Source organism: Sphaerochaeta sp. (genome assembly GCF_050178175.1).
GTDB lineage: Bacteria > Spirochaetota > Spirochaetia > Sphaerochaetales > Sphaerochaetaceae > Sphaerochaeta.
This window is the reverse complement of the sequence record NZ_JBFXGH010000052.1, coordinates 1-14,985: the sequence shown is the minus strand read 5'-3', so window position 1 is coordinate 14,985 and position 14,985 is coordinate 1. Positions and strand designations below refer to the sequence as shown.

At 47.0% G+C, this 14,985-nt stretch carries 15 protein-coding genes; 5 read left to right on the top strand and 10 right to left on the bottom strand.

The features are described 5' to 3' along the window. Nucleotides 1-486: 486 nt before the first annotated feature. Together AB7S66_RS07340 and AB7S66_RS07335 are read right to left on the bottom strand one after the other, a co-directional pair. Entirely contained in the window at nt 487-1,047 is a 561-nt protein-coding gene (locus AB7S66_RS07340; protein ID WP_428518801.1) for a hypothetical protein, read from the bottom strand. Nucleotides 1,048-1,395: 348 nt separating this feature from the next. Then, complete coding sequence (locus tag AB7S66_RS07335; RefSeq protein ID WP_428518800.1) at nt 1,396-1,908, bottom strand: hypothetical protein; 513 nt, start codon at nt 1,906-1,908, stop codon at nt 1,396-1,398. A 494-nt stretch (nt 1,909-2,402) separates the two neighbouring features. On the opposite strand from AB7S66_RS07335, the gene AB7S66_RS07330 reads away from it, so the two are divergent. The 5 genes from AB7S66_RS07330 to AB7S66_RS07310 all read left to right on the top strand — a co-directional run bounded on the left by AB7S66_RS07330 (nt 2,403) and on the right by AB7S66_RS07310 (nt 7,943). Continuing rightward, nucleotides 2,403-3,143, top strand: a complete 741-nt coding sequence (locus AB7S66_RS07330) for a FadR/GntR family transcriptional regulator (protein WP_428518799.1) — start codon at nt 2,403-2,405, stop codon at nt 3,141-3,143. A 133-nt stretch (nt 3,144-3,276) separates the two neighbouring features. After that, nucleotides 3,277-5,421, top strand: coding sequence for an HAD-IIB family hydrolase (locus AB7S66_RS07325; protein WP_428518798.1), 2,145 nt, complete (start codon nt 3,277-3,279; stop codon nt 5,419-5,421). Nucleotides 5,422-5,672: 251 nt separating this feature from the next. After that, on the top strand, nt 5,673-6,443 hold the full coding sequence (locus AB7S66_RS07320; RefSeq protein WP_428518797.1) for a FadR/GntR family transcriptional regulator: 771 nt from the start codon (nt 5,673-5,675) through the stop codon (nt 6,441-6,443). Between the two features lie 59 nt (nt 6,444-6,502). Next, nucleotides 6,503-7,282, top strand: coding sequence for an ABC transporter ATP-binding protein (locus tag AB7S66_RS07315; protein WP_428518796.1), 780 nt, complete (start codon nt 6,503-6,505; stop codon nt 7,280-7,282). 70 nt (nt 7,283-7,352) lie between these two features. Then, nucleotides 7,353-7,943, top strand: a complete 591-nt coding sequence (locus AB7S66_RS07310; RefSeq protein ID WP_428518795.1) for a flavodoxin family protein — start codon at nt 7,353-7,355, stop codon at nt 7,941-7,943. A 43-nt stretch (nt 7,944-7,986) separates the two neighbouring features. Here AB7S66_RS07310 and AB7S66_RS07305 read toward each other — a convergent pair whose 3' ends face one another. From AB7S66_RS07305 to AB7S66_RS07270, 8 genes are all read right to left on the bottom strand, one after another. Further along, nucleotides 7,987-8,904, bottom strand: a complete 918-nt coding sequence (locus tag AB7S66_RS07305) for a transcriptional regulator (RefSeq protein WP_428518794.1) — start codon at nt 8,902-8,904, stop codon at nt 7,987-7,989. Beyond that, complete coding sequence (locus AB7S66_RS07300) at nt 8,885-9,604, bottom strand: metallophosphoesterase (protein ID WP_428518793.1); 720 nt, start codon at nt 9,602-9,604, stop codon at nt 8,885-8,887. Before AB7S66_RS07300 ends, AB7S66_RS07305 begins: the two co-directional genes overlap by 20 nt. Nucleotides 9,605-9,606: 2 nt before the next feature. After that, nucleotides 9,607-10,308, bottom strand: a complete 702-nt coding sequence (locus AB7S66_RS07295) for an SDR family NAD(P)-dependent oxidoreductase (RefSeq protein ID WP_428518792.1) — start codon at nt 10,306-10,308, stop codon at nt 9,607-9,609. Beyond that, nucleotides 10,308-10,772 (bottom strand): cupin domain-containing protein, encoded by a 465-nt coding sequence (locus AB7S66_RS07290; protein WP_428518791.1) that lies wholly within the window; start codon nt 10,770-10,772, stop codon nt 10,308-10,310. The genes AB7S66_RS07295 and AB7S66_RS07290 overlap by 1 nt, the downstream gene beginning before the upstream one ends. Beyond that, entirely contained in the window at nt 10,769-11,599 is an 831-nt protein-coding gene (locus AB7S66_RS07285) for a purine-nucleoside phosphorylase (RefSeq protein WP_428518790.1), read from the bottom strand. Before AB7S66_RS07285 ends, AB7S66_RS07290 begins: the two co-directional genes overlap by 4 nt. A gap of 18 nt (nt 11,600-11,617) precedes the next feature. After that, on the bottom strand, nt 11,618-12,550 hold the full coding sequence (locus tag AB7S66_RS07280; protein WP_428518789.1) for an ABC transporter permease: 933 nt from the start codon (nt 12,548-12,550) through the stop codon (nt 11,618-11,620). 1 nt (nt 12,551) lies between these two features. After that, on the bottom strand, nt 12,552-13,673 hold the full coding sequence (locus AB7S66_RS07275) for an ABC transporter permease (protein WP_428518788.1): 1,122 nt from the start codon (nt 13,671-13,673) through the stop codon (nt 12,552-12,554). Next, on the bottom strand, nt 13,670-14,985 hold a 1,316-nt coding region (locus AB7S66_RS07270), incomplete at its 5' end, for an ABC transporter ATP-binding protein (RefSeq protein ID WP_428518787.1). The genes AB7S66_RS07275 and AB7S66_RS07270, both read right to left, overlap by 4 nt.

Below are 14,985 nucleotides of genomic sequence, written 5' to 3'. Positions count from 1 at the left end.
CGCTCCCAAGAGCGTTCAATCGTTCGGCCCTTCACGACATTCCGATGCCGCTACTATGGCCTCTGCTGACTTCTGCGGCCGAGCAGCACATGTTGCTTTGACACTCCATGTGCCTTGTCCCCGTCATCACCGGTATTGCAGGCTGGGGGACAGGACGCAGACCTCCCCAGTTAATGGCAATAACTTTCATCCCATGCGGCCACTGGATTTACCTGTTGACCTTGCGGTTGGACTTCGTCACATTTCGCAGACTCATCCTGTCAACCGGCCTTGTATCCAGTTTCTGTTCGTTGGCTCGGGACTTTGCCGCCGGCTTCCTTCACACAAGCACTCACATGCTTGCACTTGCCTTGAGCTAGTGGTTCTGCCCTTGGCAGTACCGCTCCCACAGTGGACTTTCACCACCTAGTTATTGCCCATGCTGGGCAAACGAAAAAGCTGTGCAGGTTACTGCACAGCCTTGTTCATGTGAACCAGTTGGATAAATTAGACGGTAGCTACTGAAACAGTAACTGTTGAGGTATATCCACCAGGAGTTGCATTATTATTCACATATTCCAATTGACTGCTGATCGTATTGCCTAAATGATCAGTACCTGATGCTTTTAAAGGAATGATTTTTACTTGAACGTTCTCGGATTGGCCAGATACAGCAGAAGTAAGAAGCGTATAAACGCCATTAGTATCTGGATCTGGTGTAGCTCCTCCAATTTCCACGTCTGCAATCTTGATGGCTACGCCTGTTTCGGTGTCATGGATAAAGTCTGAAACCTCCATATAGATACCAAAAGCGGTTGACGTATTCGTCTCATAGCCATACGTAAATACCGGATCGACAGCAAATGCATCCGTAATTTCTAGGGTTGCATTGAACTCACTAAAATCTACCGGATTTACAAAACCATGGTAGAAAAATCCCCCAATGACCGCTTTCAAGGTGGCAGTAACATCTGTGACTGTTCCCGTAGAAACTACTAGAGGAGCAGCAAAAGCCCCACCCATTGCAATAATCAACACCAGTGCAAGTGCAATAGCCTTTTTATTCATATGCAAAATCTCCTTCGGATGATTTTTCCTCTATCCTTTGTACAAATAGCCTACTACTGAGTAAGACTTATGTCAATATTAGAAGATTATTTTTTATAATATTTTAGTAATTATTTTTATTAAGGAATTTATTTACTTATTATATATTGAGTTATATATTTTTAAACTTATAACGTAAGTTGTATTCTTTTTTGTTCTTTATAACTATACACCAATAGCATGGTGACCAGAAGCATTGTATATAATTGATTTATACTATACATCTGTCATATCTTTGTTTTAAGCAACTTCTACAAGGAATACAATACCTGCCCAATTGGGCAACCATGCTCTTTAAAAGACCAACAGTTACGTATCTGATCTGATGCCGATTGCAACCGTTGCCTCATACTGGCCCGATGGGGCGTTTTCTATCTGGCTCTGGTCTGCAACGATGGTCAGGATGTAGGAAGTCAACCCCATCCCCTGCGATCCTGGGGTGAATTGGATGAGTTCATACGCTCCCCCACTGACAGGGGTGATCTCCTGCTCACCTACCAATATCTTCTGGATAGCAACCTGGGCAGAGGTACTGGCATTCTTCAGCTCAAAGGGAGTCACCGTTGCATAGACTTCAAATGGTCTGGCGATATTGGTCTGGATTGCATAATAAATGGTAGCACCATCCTCATTGAATGCATCGGATACGGTAAGGGCGGGAATAATGTCAGTACTATCGCCACCTGTGAGAAAACCATGAGTCAACAGTTCCGGGACAGTTGTAGTAATGGAGATGGTAACGCACGCAGGCTGGCCAGTCCCCTCTGCAAAGAGAGCCAAAGGAAGGGACAGCAATACCAACAGTACACATATCCATTTCATACAACCAATTCTCCCTTCTATTCAGTATCTACGTCGTAACTATACAGCAAGAAAAAAACGTATGTCAATAGATAGAGTAATTCATTGCAATTTGTACAGAGTATCGAAATATTATTTTATATATTTTATTTTATCACATATAAATATAATGTATTTTACTTATGACATGATAAACAAATTTTTCCAAATTCAGATTATTGCAGATATTTTTTTTTCTAACTTCTCCCATCGTATTTCCTATGTCAGAATGGTAGAAGTTCGCGAGTTAATACTTATATGGTTTTTGTACACAATCATCATAATTCAATACCATATTGCTGAATTGCAAAGATTTAAGATGGAATTGATTAGTTTCACCCCTTTGACAAACTTATAACATATACCATTGCTTTTCGCACAATAATAGCGTATATATTTATAGAAGCCTTCGTGCATTGCACGAAGTATCCTTAAAAATGTGCATCACAAAATGTTTGCAACAAGGAAGCAAGAGTATGAACGGCAATCCAATGTCAGGACCAGAGACGAAATCTACAACAATCGCCAACAAGCTTGAGGAAGAGATTCTCTCGAAGAAGTACCAAGCAGGAGAAAACCTGCCAAGCCAGTATGAGCTGGCCACCCAATTCAATGCTTCAAGCAGAAGTGTACGCGAAGCCTTCAAGAATCTTGAAGCAAAAGGCTTGATAAAAGTACGCCAAGGCAAGAAGGCAGTAGTGCAGAGCAATAGCCTCGACCAATTTGTGGAGTCATTATCTGCCTCCATGATGAACAAGCATACCCCTGACAAAAAACTCCTCACTGACCTGATGCAGGTCAGAACCACCATTGAGGTTTCAGCAACCAGGGAGCTCAGCCGGGATCCTAATCGTATGCTCATCGTACGCTCACTCGACAGAGCATGCACCCGCATGGAGCATCTCTTACCGAGTCTGGAGGGAGGAAATGACCCAGAGTTGCTGAAACAGTTCAAATCCACTGAATTCGATTTCCATGCTGCCCTGATCAAGTCGAACGACAACATCATTCTCAGCAGCATTTATGAGAACCTGGCTCCCCAACTCTACTCCGCCCTGGACAGGCTTCCGGAGACCTACAGTGAACAACGAAAGAAAGTGAATGAGTATCGCTACCTGGTGGATGCTCTTGAGAATGGTCAGACTGACCTAGCCGTTGCCTTGACCTTGGTGAACCTTACCAACATCAAGGATAAGTTTGAGACGTTGGACCTGTAGAGGCCTTGGGACTTATGGGAAACTGTCGTTTTTGCAACCCAGCAGAACGGCAGTTTTTTTGTAGTTAAAACCTTGTTTGTTTTGTAATTTGACACATATCATCAATATATGAAAAAATTACTCAGAGGTGCATATGTATATAGCATTAATTAACGTACATGGACTTGTTCGCAGCAATAATATTGAAATGGGAAGAGATGCCGACACTGGAGGGCAAACCCGGTATGTTGTCGACCTTGTCAAGGAACTCTCTTCAAGGGAGGATGTAGAGGTGGACCTGTTCACCCGTCTGATCAAGGACTCCAGAACCGATGAGGATTACCGCAAGAGCATTGAGCAGATAGGTGAACATGCGCGTATTGTCCGGCTGACATGCGGAGGGACAAAATACCTTCGAAAAGAACTTCTATGGCCATATCTGGATGAGTATGTAGACAACCTGATCTCCTTTTTCCGTACACAAAAGAGAACCCCGGACATCATCCACGCCCACTATGCCGATGCCGGCTATGTAGCAACGGAATTGGCTGCCTACTTCCAGATACCGCTGGTCTTTACCGGGCACTCAATGGGACGCAATAAACTTGAGTATCTCAAAAGCCAAGGAGTGAGTGAGGAAAAGCTCAACCAGTACTACCACATCCACACCCGGATTGAGCAGGAAGAGCGGACAATACGACACGCCTCCCTGGTCATCACGAGCACCAATTATGAGAAGAATGTGCTCTATAAGCCCTATGAATCACAAGATCTCTCCAAGATGGAGGTCATCCCCCCAGGTCTCGATCTGGATACATTCTTCCCATATTACCATTATGAGATCCAGGACCCATCCATCACTGAGGAGATGAAGCTTGCCCAATACTCGATGGTAAAGGAACTACAACGCTTCCTCACCAATATGGACAAACCCTTCATCCTTGCTCTTTGCAGGCCTGAGGCACGAAAGAACATTGACCTGTTGATTGAAGTCTACGGCAAGAGCAAAGAGCTGCAGGCGATTGCAAACCTGGTCATTGTTGCCGGCATCAGAGATGACATCACCAAGATGGAGGAAGGAGAGAAACAGGTCCTCACAGATATGTTGTTGCTCATGGACCGTTATGACCTCTATGGAAAGATGGCGATTCCCAAACACCATAATCCTCAGCGGGATGTACCGGAACTCTATCGGCTGGCTGCCATGAAACGGGGAATTTTTGTAAGCACCGCCGCTCTTGAGAATTTTGGACTTACCTTCATTGAAGCCTCGGCGGTAGGACTTCCCTATGTCGGGACAGACAAGGGTGGAGTGAGAGACATCTATGAGAACTGCGAAAGCGGTATCCTGGTCGACATCTCCAACAGGAAGGCAATAGAGGAGACTCTCTATACCCTGCTAACTGACACTGAGCAGTGGCAGAAGCTCTCAGAGAACGGCGTACAGCGCATCCGGCAGGTATACAACTGGAAAGCACATGCCGATACCTACCTCAGCCACCTCAAGTCAATTCTTGAGAACAAGAAGAAACAACCCGCCCTTGCAACCAGGATGGGATCGATTGAACACCTTCTGGTCTGCGATATCGACAATACGCTGACCGGAGACAAAGCTGCAGCCGATGAACTGGCAAAAGTCCTCAATGCACATCATGACCGCATTGGATTTGCCATTGCCACCGGGAGAAGTTTCGAGTCAGCACAAGAGATCCTCAAGAGCTACTCATTCCCTACACCGGATATCTTGATCACCGCAGTAGGCAGCGAGATCCACTACGGCTCGAAGGATATCCCGGACAAAGGTTGGTCACACTACATCCGCAGAAGATGGAAACCTGAGGTAATCAGGGAAGTTCTCTCCACATTCCCTGAACTTGAGATCCAGGAAGAGGAGGGAACGCAAAGAAGATACAAGATCAGCTACACTATCAAGAAAGGAAGTGAGATCCCCAGCTTGATGGAGCGAATCAGAACGGCCCTTGCAGAGGCAAAGAGCAAGCAACACCTTGTGCTCAGTCATGATATCTACCTAGATATCCTTCCCTACCGAGCAAGCAAGGGGGATGCCATCCACTACCTGGCATGGAAGTGGGGAATTGAAGCCAACAGGGTCCTTACAGCCGGAGACTCCGGGAATGATCGCGATATGTTCTCCAATCCTCTCAGATCGATCATAGTGGCAAACCACGAGGAATCATTGAACACTGTCAGAAAATCAAAACGTGTGTTTTTTGCCACAAAGAATTCGGCCGCAGGGGTGTTGGAAGGGTTGTACCATTTCAAGGTGATCGAAGAGTAATTTCACGCAATTTCTTCTTTTAGAAGGTCCTTCTTTGGGAGGACCTTCTTGCATATGTATGTCAAAGGTACGTAATAACCTTTTCTATCTTATGTCTTATGTTTATAATCTAACAGGAAATAAAAATAAATAAATACAACTAATGTCATCTATTAAATAATTGATATATAGGTATTGCAAACAATTACAAATTACTATATAGTAAACTCAAGATAAAACTTAGTACGTATGACATCTTTCATACTTACAACATGGATAAGGAAGCTGAAATGGAGTATATTGCCCAGACAAAGACAGCTAGAGTTGCTGCCGCCTTGGAAGAGATGATTCTTGATAAACGAATCAAAAGTGGCTCGTTCCTCCCTTCCCAACAGATGCTTGCCCAGAAGTTCAACACTTCAAGCCGACCAATCAGGGAGGCTCTGAAACTTCTTGAAGCAAAGGGCTTGGTGGTTATTATGCAGGGGCGGAGAGCCCAGGTAAAAAGCAACAGTCTCAACCAATACGTGGAGTCAATATCCACATCTATCGTCAACAGCAAGATCAGTCATGCAAAGCTGATGCGCAACCTGATGCAGGTCAGGATTACCGTTGCCACCAGTGCAGCGAGAGAGTTCACACGTCTGGAAAACAGGGAGGAGTATTTGGCACAGCTGTGGAGTGCAAGCCACAAGATGGAAGCAGCAGTTCCCTTGATACTCCGCAAGGATGCACAGGCGTTAAAGAACTACAACAGTGCTGAAGCAGAGTTTCATCGTACCCTTGTCTACGCAAACGGGAACCAGATTCTCTCCACTATCTACAGCAATCTCTCACCCATGCTCGACACTGCCATGACCTCGATCAAATTCACCCCTTCACAGATGGAAAAGCGCTCAAAGGATTACACATATCTTTGTGAAGCTCTCCAGAATGGGCAGACAGATCTGGCTGTGGCTTTGGTACTGGTAACGCTGACCACCCTGGAGAAGAAGGTCATGGACCACTATCCTGATGAAGATGCAATCGCATCCTACGCATAGGTATCCTCGTCTTTGGCAAAACACCTCCACTGTGCTATAGTCGCCGTGGAGGATTTTTTATGGAAGAGATCATACGCCTCGAACATGCCACGGTACGACGGCAGGGCACTGCAATTCTGGATGATGTCTCATTCTCTGTTTTCAATAACGAACATGTGGCCATCATAGGACCAAACGGTGCAGGGAAAAGCACCTTGGTCCAGGTTATCAGTGAAGAGATCCATCCGCTGTACAGTGAACAGACAAGGCGAATCCTCTTTGGAAGAGAGCGATGGCAGGTCCTGCAACTACGCCAGCATATGGGCATTGTAAGCCAAACAATCCAGTATTTGTGCAACTCCACGTATCGGGCTTGGGAAATAGCCATATCGGGGTTTTTCAGCTCCATCGGACTTGATTTTCACCACCAGATTACCCAAGAACAGATTGAAGTCGTGGAAACTGTTATGCGTCGCTATGGCGTATGGCATCTGAAGGACAAACAGATGAATCGGCTCTCCAGCGGGGAGGCAAGAAGGATTCTCCTCTGTCGTGCAAGCGTACACGACCCCCAGGTGATGCTACTTGATGAGGCCGTCTCAAACCTGGACTTTCCCAGCCGTCATCAATACAGGAAGACCCTGGAAGCCCTCGATCAGGCAGGTAAAACCATTATCCTGGCAACTCATGAGCTGAGCGAGATCATCCCTGCAATCAGAAGAATCGTGGTCATGAAGGATGGGAAAATTATTGCAGATGGAGAAAAGAAAGATATCCTGAAGGAGGAATTGCTCTCAGATGTGTATGGAGCAAACGTCTTTGTTGATGAGCGCAACGGCCTCTACACTGCCTGGTGTTGAAGCATTTTTCCCACAATCAGGGCTTTGTGTAGTATAGTTAGGGTAAGAACAAAACAAGTGAGGTCTACACATGAAGCGTTGTTCCATCATTATCCATAGCGTAAGTGGCAATTGCTATATTATCGGGTCCTATCTGAAGGAACTCATGGCTGAACGAAATGTCGATGCACGCCTCTACCGGGTTGATGACCCTGATCTGCACATCTGGGCGAACACACAAGAGACTACCAACGACTACTACGAAGATATTCTCGCTCTTCCTATTGTCAGCACATCGACACTGCTCAAGAGTGATATGATCATTCTGGGCAGTCCTACAAGATTTGGGAACATTTCAGCAGAAATGAAGACCTTCCTGGATACTACGCTCTCCCTAAGCAAGGACAAGAGCCTGGAAACAAAGTTCTTTGCCTGCTTCACCAGTTGCTCAAACTCAACCTGTGAAGGTGCACATACCCTTACATCCATGATCTATTGGGCACAGTCAATGGGAATGCTCCATATCCCGTTTGGGGTGCATGAAGAACTGGATTTCTGTGACCAGCCAGTTTCTGGAATCGTCCACCTTGCAGGAAAAGAGGGTGCCATCCGCCCAAGCGATCGTCTTGGCAAGGAGATGGAAGTGTACGCTGATACACTCAGCGCCTATATACAAGAATAAGAAAAGTTGATTGGAGGGAAGCTTTTCAGCTTCCCTCTCCTCTTTAGTCCTTGGAAAAGAAGTATCGAACCCAATTAACCCAACGTACTAACCAGCCCCGTCCATAGCGGGTCTTATAGTCGTGGGTTGCACTCTCTATGCTTACCTCCTGGCTACCACTCATATGTTTGAGATTATCCCAGTGACGTACAATCCACATATAGAGGTCAGCTTCAGTATTCCCGGGAAATGATGCAAGCAATCTTGCTCGTCGCACTTCCTCGACAATAGGACGGTAGACATTCTCATACCAGGATTTAGCTCCTTCTTCAAAGCTGATTTCCTCTTCCTTTCCTTCATTGAGATAGTATTTATGAACCAGGATATGATTAACCATCTCCGGGTAGGAGCCTGGGGAGGTGAAGAGAATCTCATCCATCGGCAGAGAGGTTGTATTGTACTGGGAGAGAAACCGTTCTCTCTCATAATCAACCACCCGTTTGCGCAAGCCCTTCATGGTCAGTCCAGCTTCCAAGGGAATCTGGCTGTCCAATTCAACAACCTCTGCATCAATGAATTCAACACCTTGGGTCTTTGCCACCGAGACACGATGGTTCCCATCCCGTACAAAGTACCAGTTTCCAAGTTTATAGACAGAGATGGGAGGAAGGATTACATACTCCTTTGTTGCCCGGTCGATACTTCTCCATCGGGCTCTGAGCAGTTCCTTCTTCGGATAAAAAGCCATGGAAAAGTCTTGGTACCTTCCTTCGCTGCCAATTATCTGGTTCACAGGAATGGTTCTCATTCCCAGATACGTCTCATTCTTGGGTTTCAACAGCTCGGTAACAGCATAGAAACTCAAGAGATCTGAATTTTTCCATGCCAGACTGCTGAGCAAAGATTGCATCCTTCCCCTGGAACGAGCTTTTTCAAAGTCCTCATTTGTCTGGGAACTCAGATCAGCGCCCATTTTTACCATCTTCTCTCCCCTTTCCTAGTGAAGGGTCATCCAGTATGTAGTTCTGAAAAATATTGATGACCTTGGTCTGTTTGTACACATGATATCGGTTGGCATTCATATCATGCAGATGAATGTGGCCATGAAGCAAGTACCTAGGCTTGAACCATTGCATGAAAGTCAAAAAAGTGGAAAATCCTTGGTGACAACGATCGGTATCATCGCCAAGGCCGAGAGGAGCTGCATGGGTGATCAGGATATCAACCCACCTTCCCCTGAACAAACGATTGAACAACAGTTTCGGTACCATTCTCAGCATCCTGAAAAACATCTCCCGTTCAGAGTATTGGTGTGCTCCCTTGTTGTAACGCATGGAACCACCAAGACCGGCAATGATCAGATTATGCTTCTTGTCATACAACACCTTACCGTCTGCAAAATCCCCACCACCAAAAGGAGGCAAGGTTTGCACCTTTCCATCCTTGTTGTACCCATACTGGGAGAGCAGGGGTGACTGTTCAACAAATTGATGCAGATACTCGAGATTATGGTTCCCAAACACAAAGAAAAGGGGCTTGTTCAGGCTCGAGATGATGAACTCATAATATTTGAGAGGGAGATCGCCTGAGGAGATCACAATATCGACATCTGCATATCGGCTGGAAATATTCTTGGAGTATACCAATGGGTCTGTCTCATCTGAAATACACAGTATTTTCATACTCACCCCATGAGATACCCGCAGTCAACGCCGACCAGCTCACCGGTCATCGCACTGCAGTCAGACAATAATTGCACCACCTTCGCCACCTCTCCTGGATCTACCAGTGAGTGGAGCAAGGAGCGCTCTTCATAGTGTTGTTTCAATGGATTTGCATCATCAAGATAAGGGGCCTTCAACAACCCTGGAGCTACCGCATTTACACGGATGGAAGGCCCCAGTTCCTTTGCCAAACTTTTCGTGTACGCAACTACCGCCCCTTTTGATGCATCATAATGGCTCGTACCACCAAACCCAGGATGAAGTGCATTGATACTTGCAATATTGACAATACTTCCCTTTCGTTCCCTGAGTAACGGGATACACTGCTGGGTCAGCCTGAATAGACCTGTTACATTGATGTCAAAGATACGCTTCCACTCCGATTCCAACAACTCAGTTGGGTTGAAAACAGAAAACACCCCGCTGTTGTTCACCAAGACATCCAGACCTTCCAGTTCCTTAAGTGATGAAGCAATACTTCCTGCATCCTGGATATCGAGATGGAGAGGGATCAAGGAGGAGCCACAGGAAGCTGCCAATTCATAGGCGGTTTTCCTGCTTGATGCATAACCGCAGTATACCCGCTCCCCTGCTTTGACAAATCGTTCACAGATTGCCCTGCCCAAGGTACTGGTTCCCCCGCTTACTAGAATACTGCGCATCACTCCTCCTTCGCTAAGAATCTTCTTATATCAGGGCACTGTGGATATTCACCCTCCAGTTCTGCAGTACCTTGCTTGTAAATACTCTGGTCATAGGAAGGACACATGGTCGTGGCACATAAAGCCCAACCTTGGCTTCCTTGGGGTTTCGTCCCCTGCCAACACCCTCCCTGTATTATGGACAGAGGCGGGTGTCCCTTGCTAGCAGGTCCCAACAGACGTAGTTCATGACTACCATCACTGTTGAGTACCAGCTGCTCCAAGGGATCACCCTCGAGAAAAAACCATACCTCATCAGTGGAGAGATAGTGGAGCGAGGAGTAACTTTCTTCGGTGACCAGATAGTAGATGACACTGCCAAGCAAACGGTCTTCCTCCCTGAAAGAATGAACCCGCTTGAAGAATCCACCCTCCCCTGGCAGAGGTTCCAGACCCAATTGCTCTATCAGTGTCCGGATCTTCATACAGGCCAGACCTTTGTTACACTGCGAACCAAGGAAGTAAAGGCTTCCTTCACCTGGTCTCCTGTCTCCATGACCTCGGTATGACTCAGCGGCTGGTCCAGGATTCCTGATGCCATATTGGTGATGCAACTGATCCCCAGCACCTTCATACGCATATGGCTTGCGGCAATTGCTTCAGGTACCGTGGACATTCCCACTGCATCAGCCCCGAGCGTCCTTGCTGCACGGATCTCTGCAGGAGTCTCATACGATGGCCCGGCAAAGAACATATAGACCCCTTCCTGCAAGGAAATAGCTTGTTTTTTCGCTTCCTCCCTTGCCACGGCACACAACTGCTTGTCATAGGCATTGGTCATATCAAAGAATCGTTCCCCAAGACTCTCATAGTTGGGTCCACGCATAGGACTGTCGGCAATCAATTTGATGTGGTCACTGATCAGCATCAAATCACCCGGCTTGTAGGACTCATTCACTCCACCGGCGGCATTGGTCACCAAGAGTTGTTCAATACCGAGGGCATGCATCACCTGGATGGGGAATACCACCTGGTCCATACCATACCCTTCATAGTAGTGAAAACGGCCCTGCATGCATAACACGCGCTTACCTTCCAGCGTACCAGCCACCAAGCGACCTTTATGACCATACACGGTAGAGACTGGAAAATGGGGAATATCCTTATAGGAGATGGCAACAGCATCCTCCAGCTCATCAGCCAATCCCCCAAGCCCACTCCCCAATACCATGCCAATCGAAACGGGTTCTTCCCCGATACGAGAGGTGATATACATTGCAGCTTCCTGCATTTTATCCATTAAAGTATCCATACAGTCCTCCTGAGACTATCAGAACGGTTCTCCACTTGCCTTCGGAGCAGCGGAATTTTTCGAGAATAGCACCAAAGCCAACAAGGTGGCTACATACGGGAAAATCTTGAAGAAGACAGGAGGAATCACCTGCAAGGAAGGAATGACCTGGCTGACATTGGCAATTGTTGTTGCAATTCCAAAAAAGAATGTTGCTCCAAGAATACCCAATGGTTTCCACTGTCCAAAGATCAAGGCAGCAATAGAGAGAAAGCCGAGACCGGCAACCGTACCATTGAATTCACCTGAGTAGGTTATCAAGATGACCGACCCTCCCAATCCTGCAAGAGCACCACTCATGACAACACCGAAGTAGCGCATCTTATGTACATTGATTCCAGCTGAGGCAACTGCCGAGGGGTGCTCTCCACAAGCACGGAGACGAAGGCCAAAGCTGGTCTTGTACAACAGGATCCACGAAAGTCCCCAGATGACCAGACAGACCCATGTGGTCCAGTAGGACTGGCTGAAGAAGAGTGGTCCGATGATCGGTATCTTGGAAAGGAACGGGACATTCTCACGAACGATACCCATCATGATACGGACGTTTCCGCTCCCACTGATGGTTCTGGCAAGATATACCGTGAGGGCTGCTGCCAACATATTGATTGCTGTTCCACTGATTACTTGGTCAGCCTTCAGGTTGATCGAGGCAAACGCATGGAGAAGACTGAAGATTGCACCAGCGGCAACACCGACAAGCAGTCCAAGGGGGAGTGCATTGACGCCCAAGGTTGCTTCACTCATCTTGATCGTGATGGCACTCGCAAAGTATCCAACCAACATCAAGCCTTCCAGCCCAAGATTGGTGACACCACTTCGTTCGCTGTACAAACCCCCGAGGGAGGTCATCAACATGGGAATCGTATAGGCGATTGCATACGGAAAAATACTTACCAAGGTATCCCACATATTACTTGTCCTCCCTCTCCGGTGTCGTTACCACAGGTTCCTCTTGGGGATTGACCCTGTTGTTTCGTCTTTTAAATACAGCATCCCAGAAACGCTTGAACAATACGCTGGTTGCCGTGAAGTAGATGATTACGGCAATGATGGTATCGGCAATCTCGGGTGGGACGCTGGTCATGGCATTCATGAACCCTTTCCCAGATTGCAAGATTCCAAAGAACAGTGCACTGAAAAAGACTCCCAGTGGATTGCTTGCTCCCAAAAGCGCGACTGCTATTCCATCAAAACCTTGGGAAGGCATGACTCCAATCTGCATATTTCTTGAATACCCTGTGTAGAAGGAAAGTCCCGCCAGACCTGCCAGACCACCTGCGATCATCATGGAGATGACCACATTTTGGTTCACCTTTATCCCTGCATACTCAGCACAGAAACGGTTGGCACCAACCGCTTTCAGACTGAACCCCAGTGTTGTCTTGTCCAGGATGAACTTGATCAGAATCACTGCAATGATTGCAATGAAAAACCCAAGGTTCATGTACGATCCGTTGAATAGGTTGGTCAACCAGTCGGTTCTGAGGGATTGGGAAACTGCAATACTGGCGCTCTCTGTCTCCAAGGAGGGGCCCTTGAGATAGGCAGGAACAAAGTAATAGACCGACCAGTAGGCGATCCAGTTCATCATAATGGTTGCAACAACTTCATGCACGTTGAACTTGGCTTTGAGGAATCCGGGAATAACTCCCCAGAGTGCTCCCCCAGCCAAGGCCGCTCCGATCAATACAGCCAGGAAGAGTGGACGGGGAAGGAACACCTTATGGGCAACAATGGTTGCACACAGACCCCCGACCAACATCTGTCCACTTGCCCCAATGTTGAATAATCCTGTCTTGAAAGCAAAAGCAACAGAAAGACCTACCAGCATCAAGGTAGTTGCTGTTGCCAAGGTGTTTCCAATTCTCTCGATATTCATCAGACTTCCGCGGAACAAGTACCAAAATCCGGTAAAGGGATTGCTTCCGATTGAAGCCATGAGAATGGCACCGGCGATGAGGCCCAGGACCACTGCGCTGACTGCTACGAGGAAGGCATTGCTTTGCAGTTCTCGTTTTTTCAATGATCTCATTGTTCACCTTCCTTCCGCTTAACGCCGGCCATCATCAAACCGACCTCATCCTCATTCGTCTCTGAGGTCTTCACGATATCAATCAACTCTCCACTATTCATGACAGCAATCCTATCAGAAAGGTTGAAGATTTCATCCAACTCAAAGGAAACCAGCAGTACTGCATGGCCCTTGTCTCGGTGTGCTACCAGTTGGGAGTGAATATATTCGATTGCACCAACGTCCAGGCCACGAGTCGGTTGGACCGCTATCAGCAGCTCGGGATCGGCAACAACTTCACGGCCGACTATCAATTTTTGCTGATTGCCTCCAGAGAGCTTCCCTGCAAGGGAGTAAATGCCTTCACCACTGCGGACATCAAACTGCACAACCACTTTTTGGGCATACTCCCGCAAGTAATCAGCTTCAAGAATACCTTTCTTGCTGAAAGGACTGTGGTAGTACTCCTTGATGGCAACATTATTGAACACCGAAGAACTCATCACCAGCCCACGTTTCTGCCTATCCTCTGGAATATGCCCAAGGCCGATCTCATTGCGCCTGCGAATATCAGCATTGGTGATGTCATTTCCGTCAAGAATGATCGAACCACTTTCAACCGCCCTCAATCCGGTTATCGCCTCAATAAGCTCGGTCTGACCATTGCCGTCAACACCGGCAATACCGACAATTTCACCGGCTTTCACAGAAAGGGAAAAATCCTTGACCCCAAGTATCTTCTTACTGCTCATGACCTTCAGATCATGAATATCCAGGATTACCCGACCCACCTGGGCAGGTTTCTTGTCAACTTTGAAACTAACAGGCCTTCCCACCATCATTGATGCCATTTTGGCTGTTGTGGTTTCCTGTACATTCACCACCCCGATGAGTTTCCCCCGGCGGATAATCGTACATCGGTCGGCAACAGCCTTGATCTCATTCAGTTTATGGGTGATCAGGATAACTGATTTCCCCTCGGCAACCAAGCTTCGCATGATATCCATGAGGTCTTCAATCTCCTGAGGGGTAAGCACTGCCGTCGGTTCATCAAAAATCAGTATCTCAGCATTTCGATAGAGCATTTTCAGGATCTCTACGCGTTGCTGCATCCCGACAGTGATATCCTCGATGACCATGTTTGGATCTATGTTCAATCCATATTTTTCTGAGAGGTCCTTGATCTTCTTGGATGCAGTTCTGCGATCAAGGATGAAGCCTCCCTCTTTTCCGAGAATGATATTTTCGGTAACGGTAAAATTCTGTACAAGTTGGAAGTGCTGATGCACCATTCCGATGCCAAGCTCATTGGCATCGTTTGGATTATTGATCC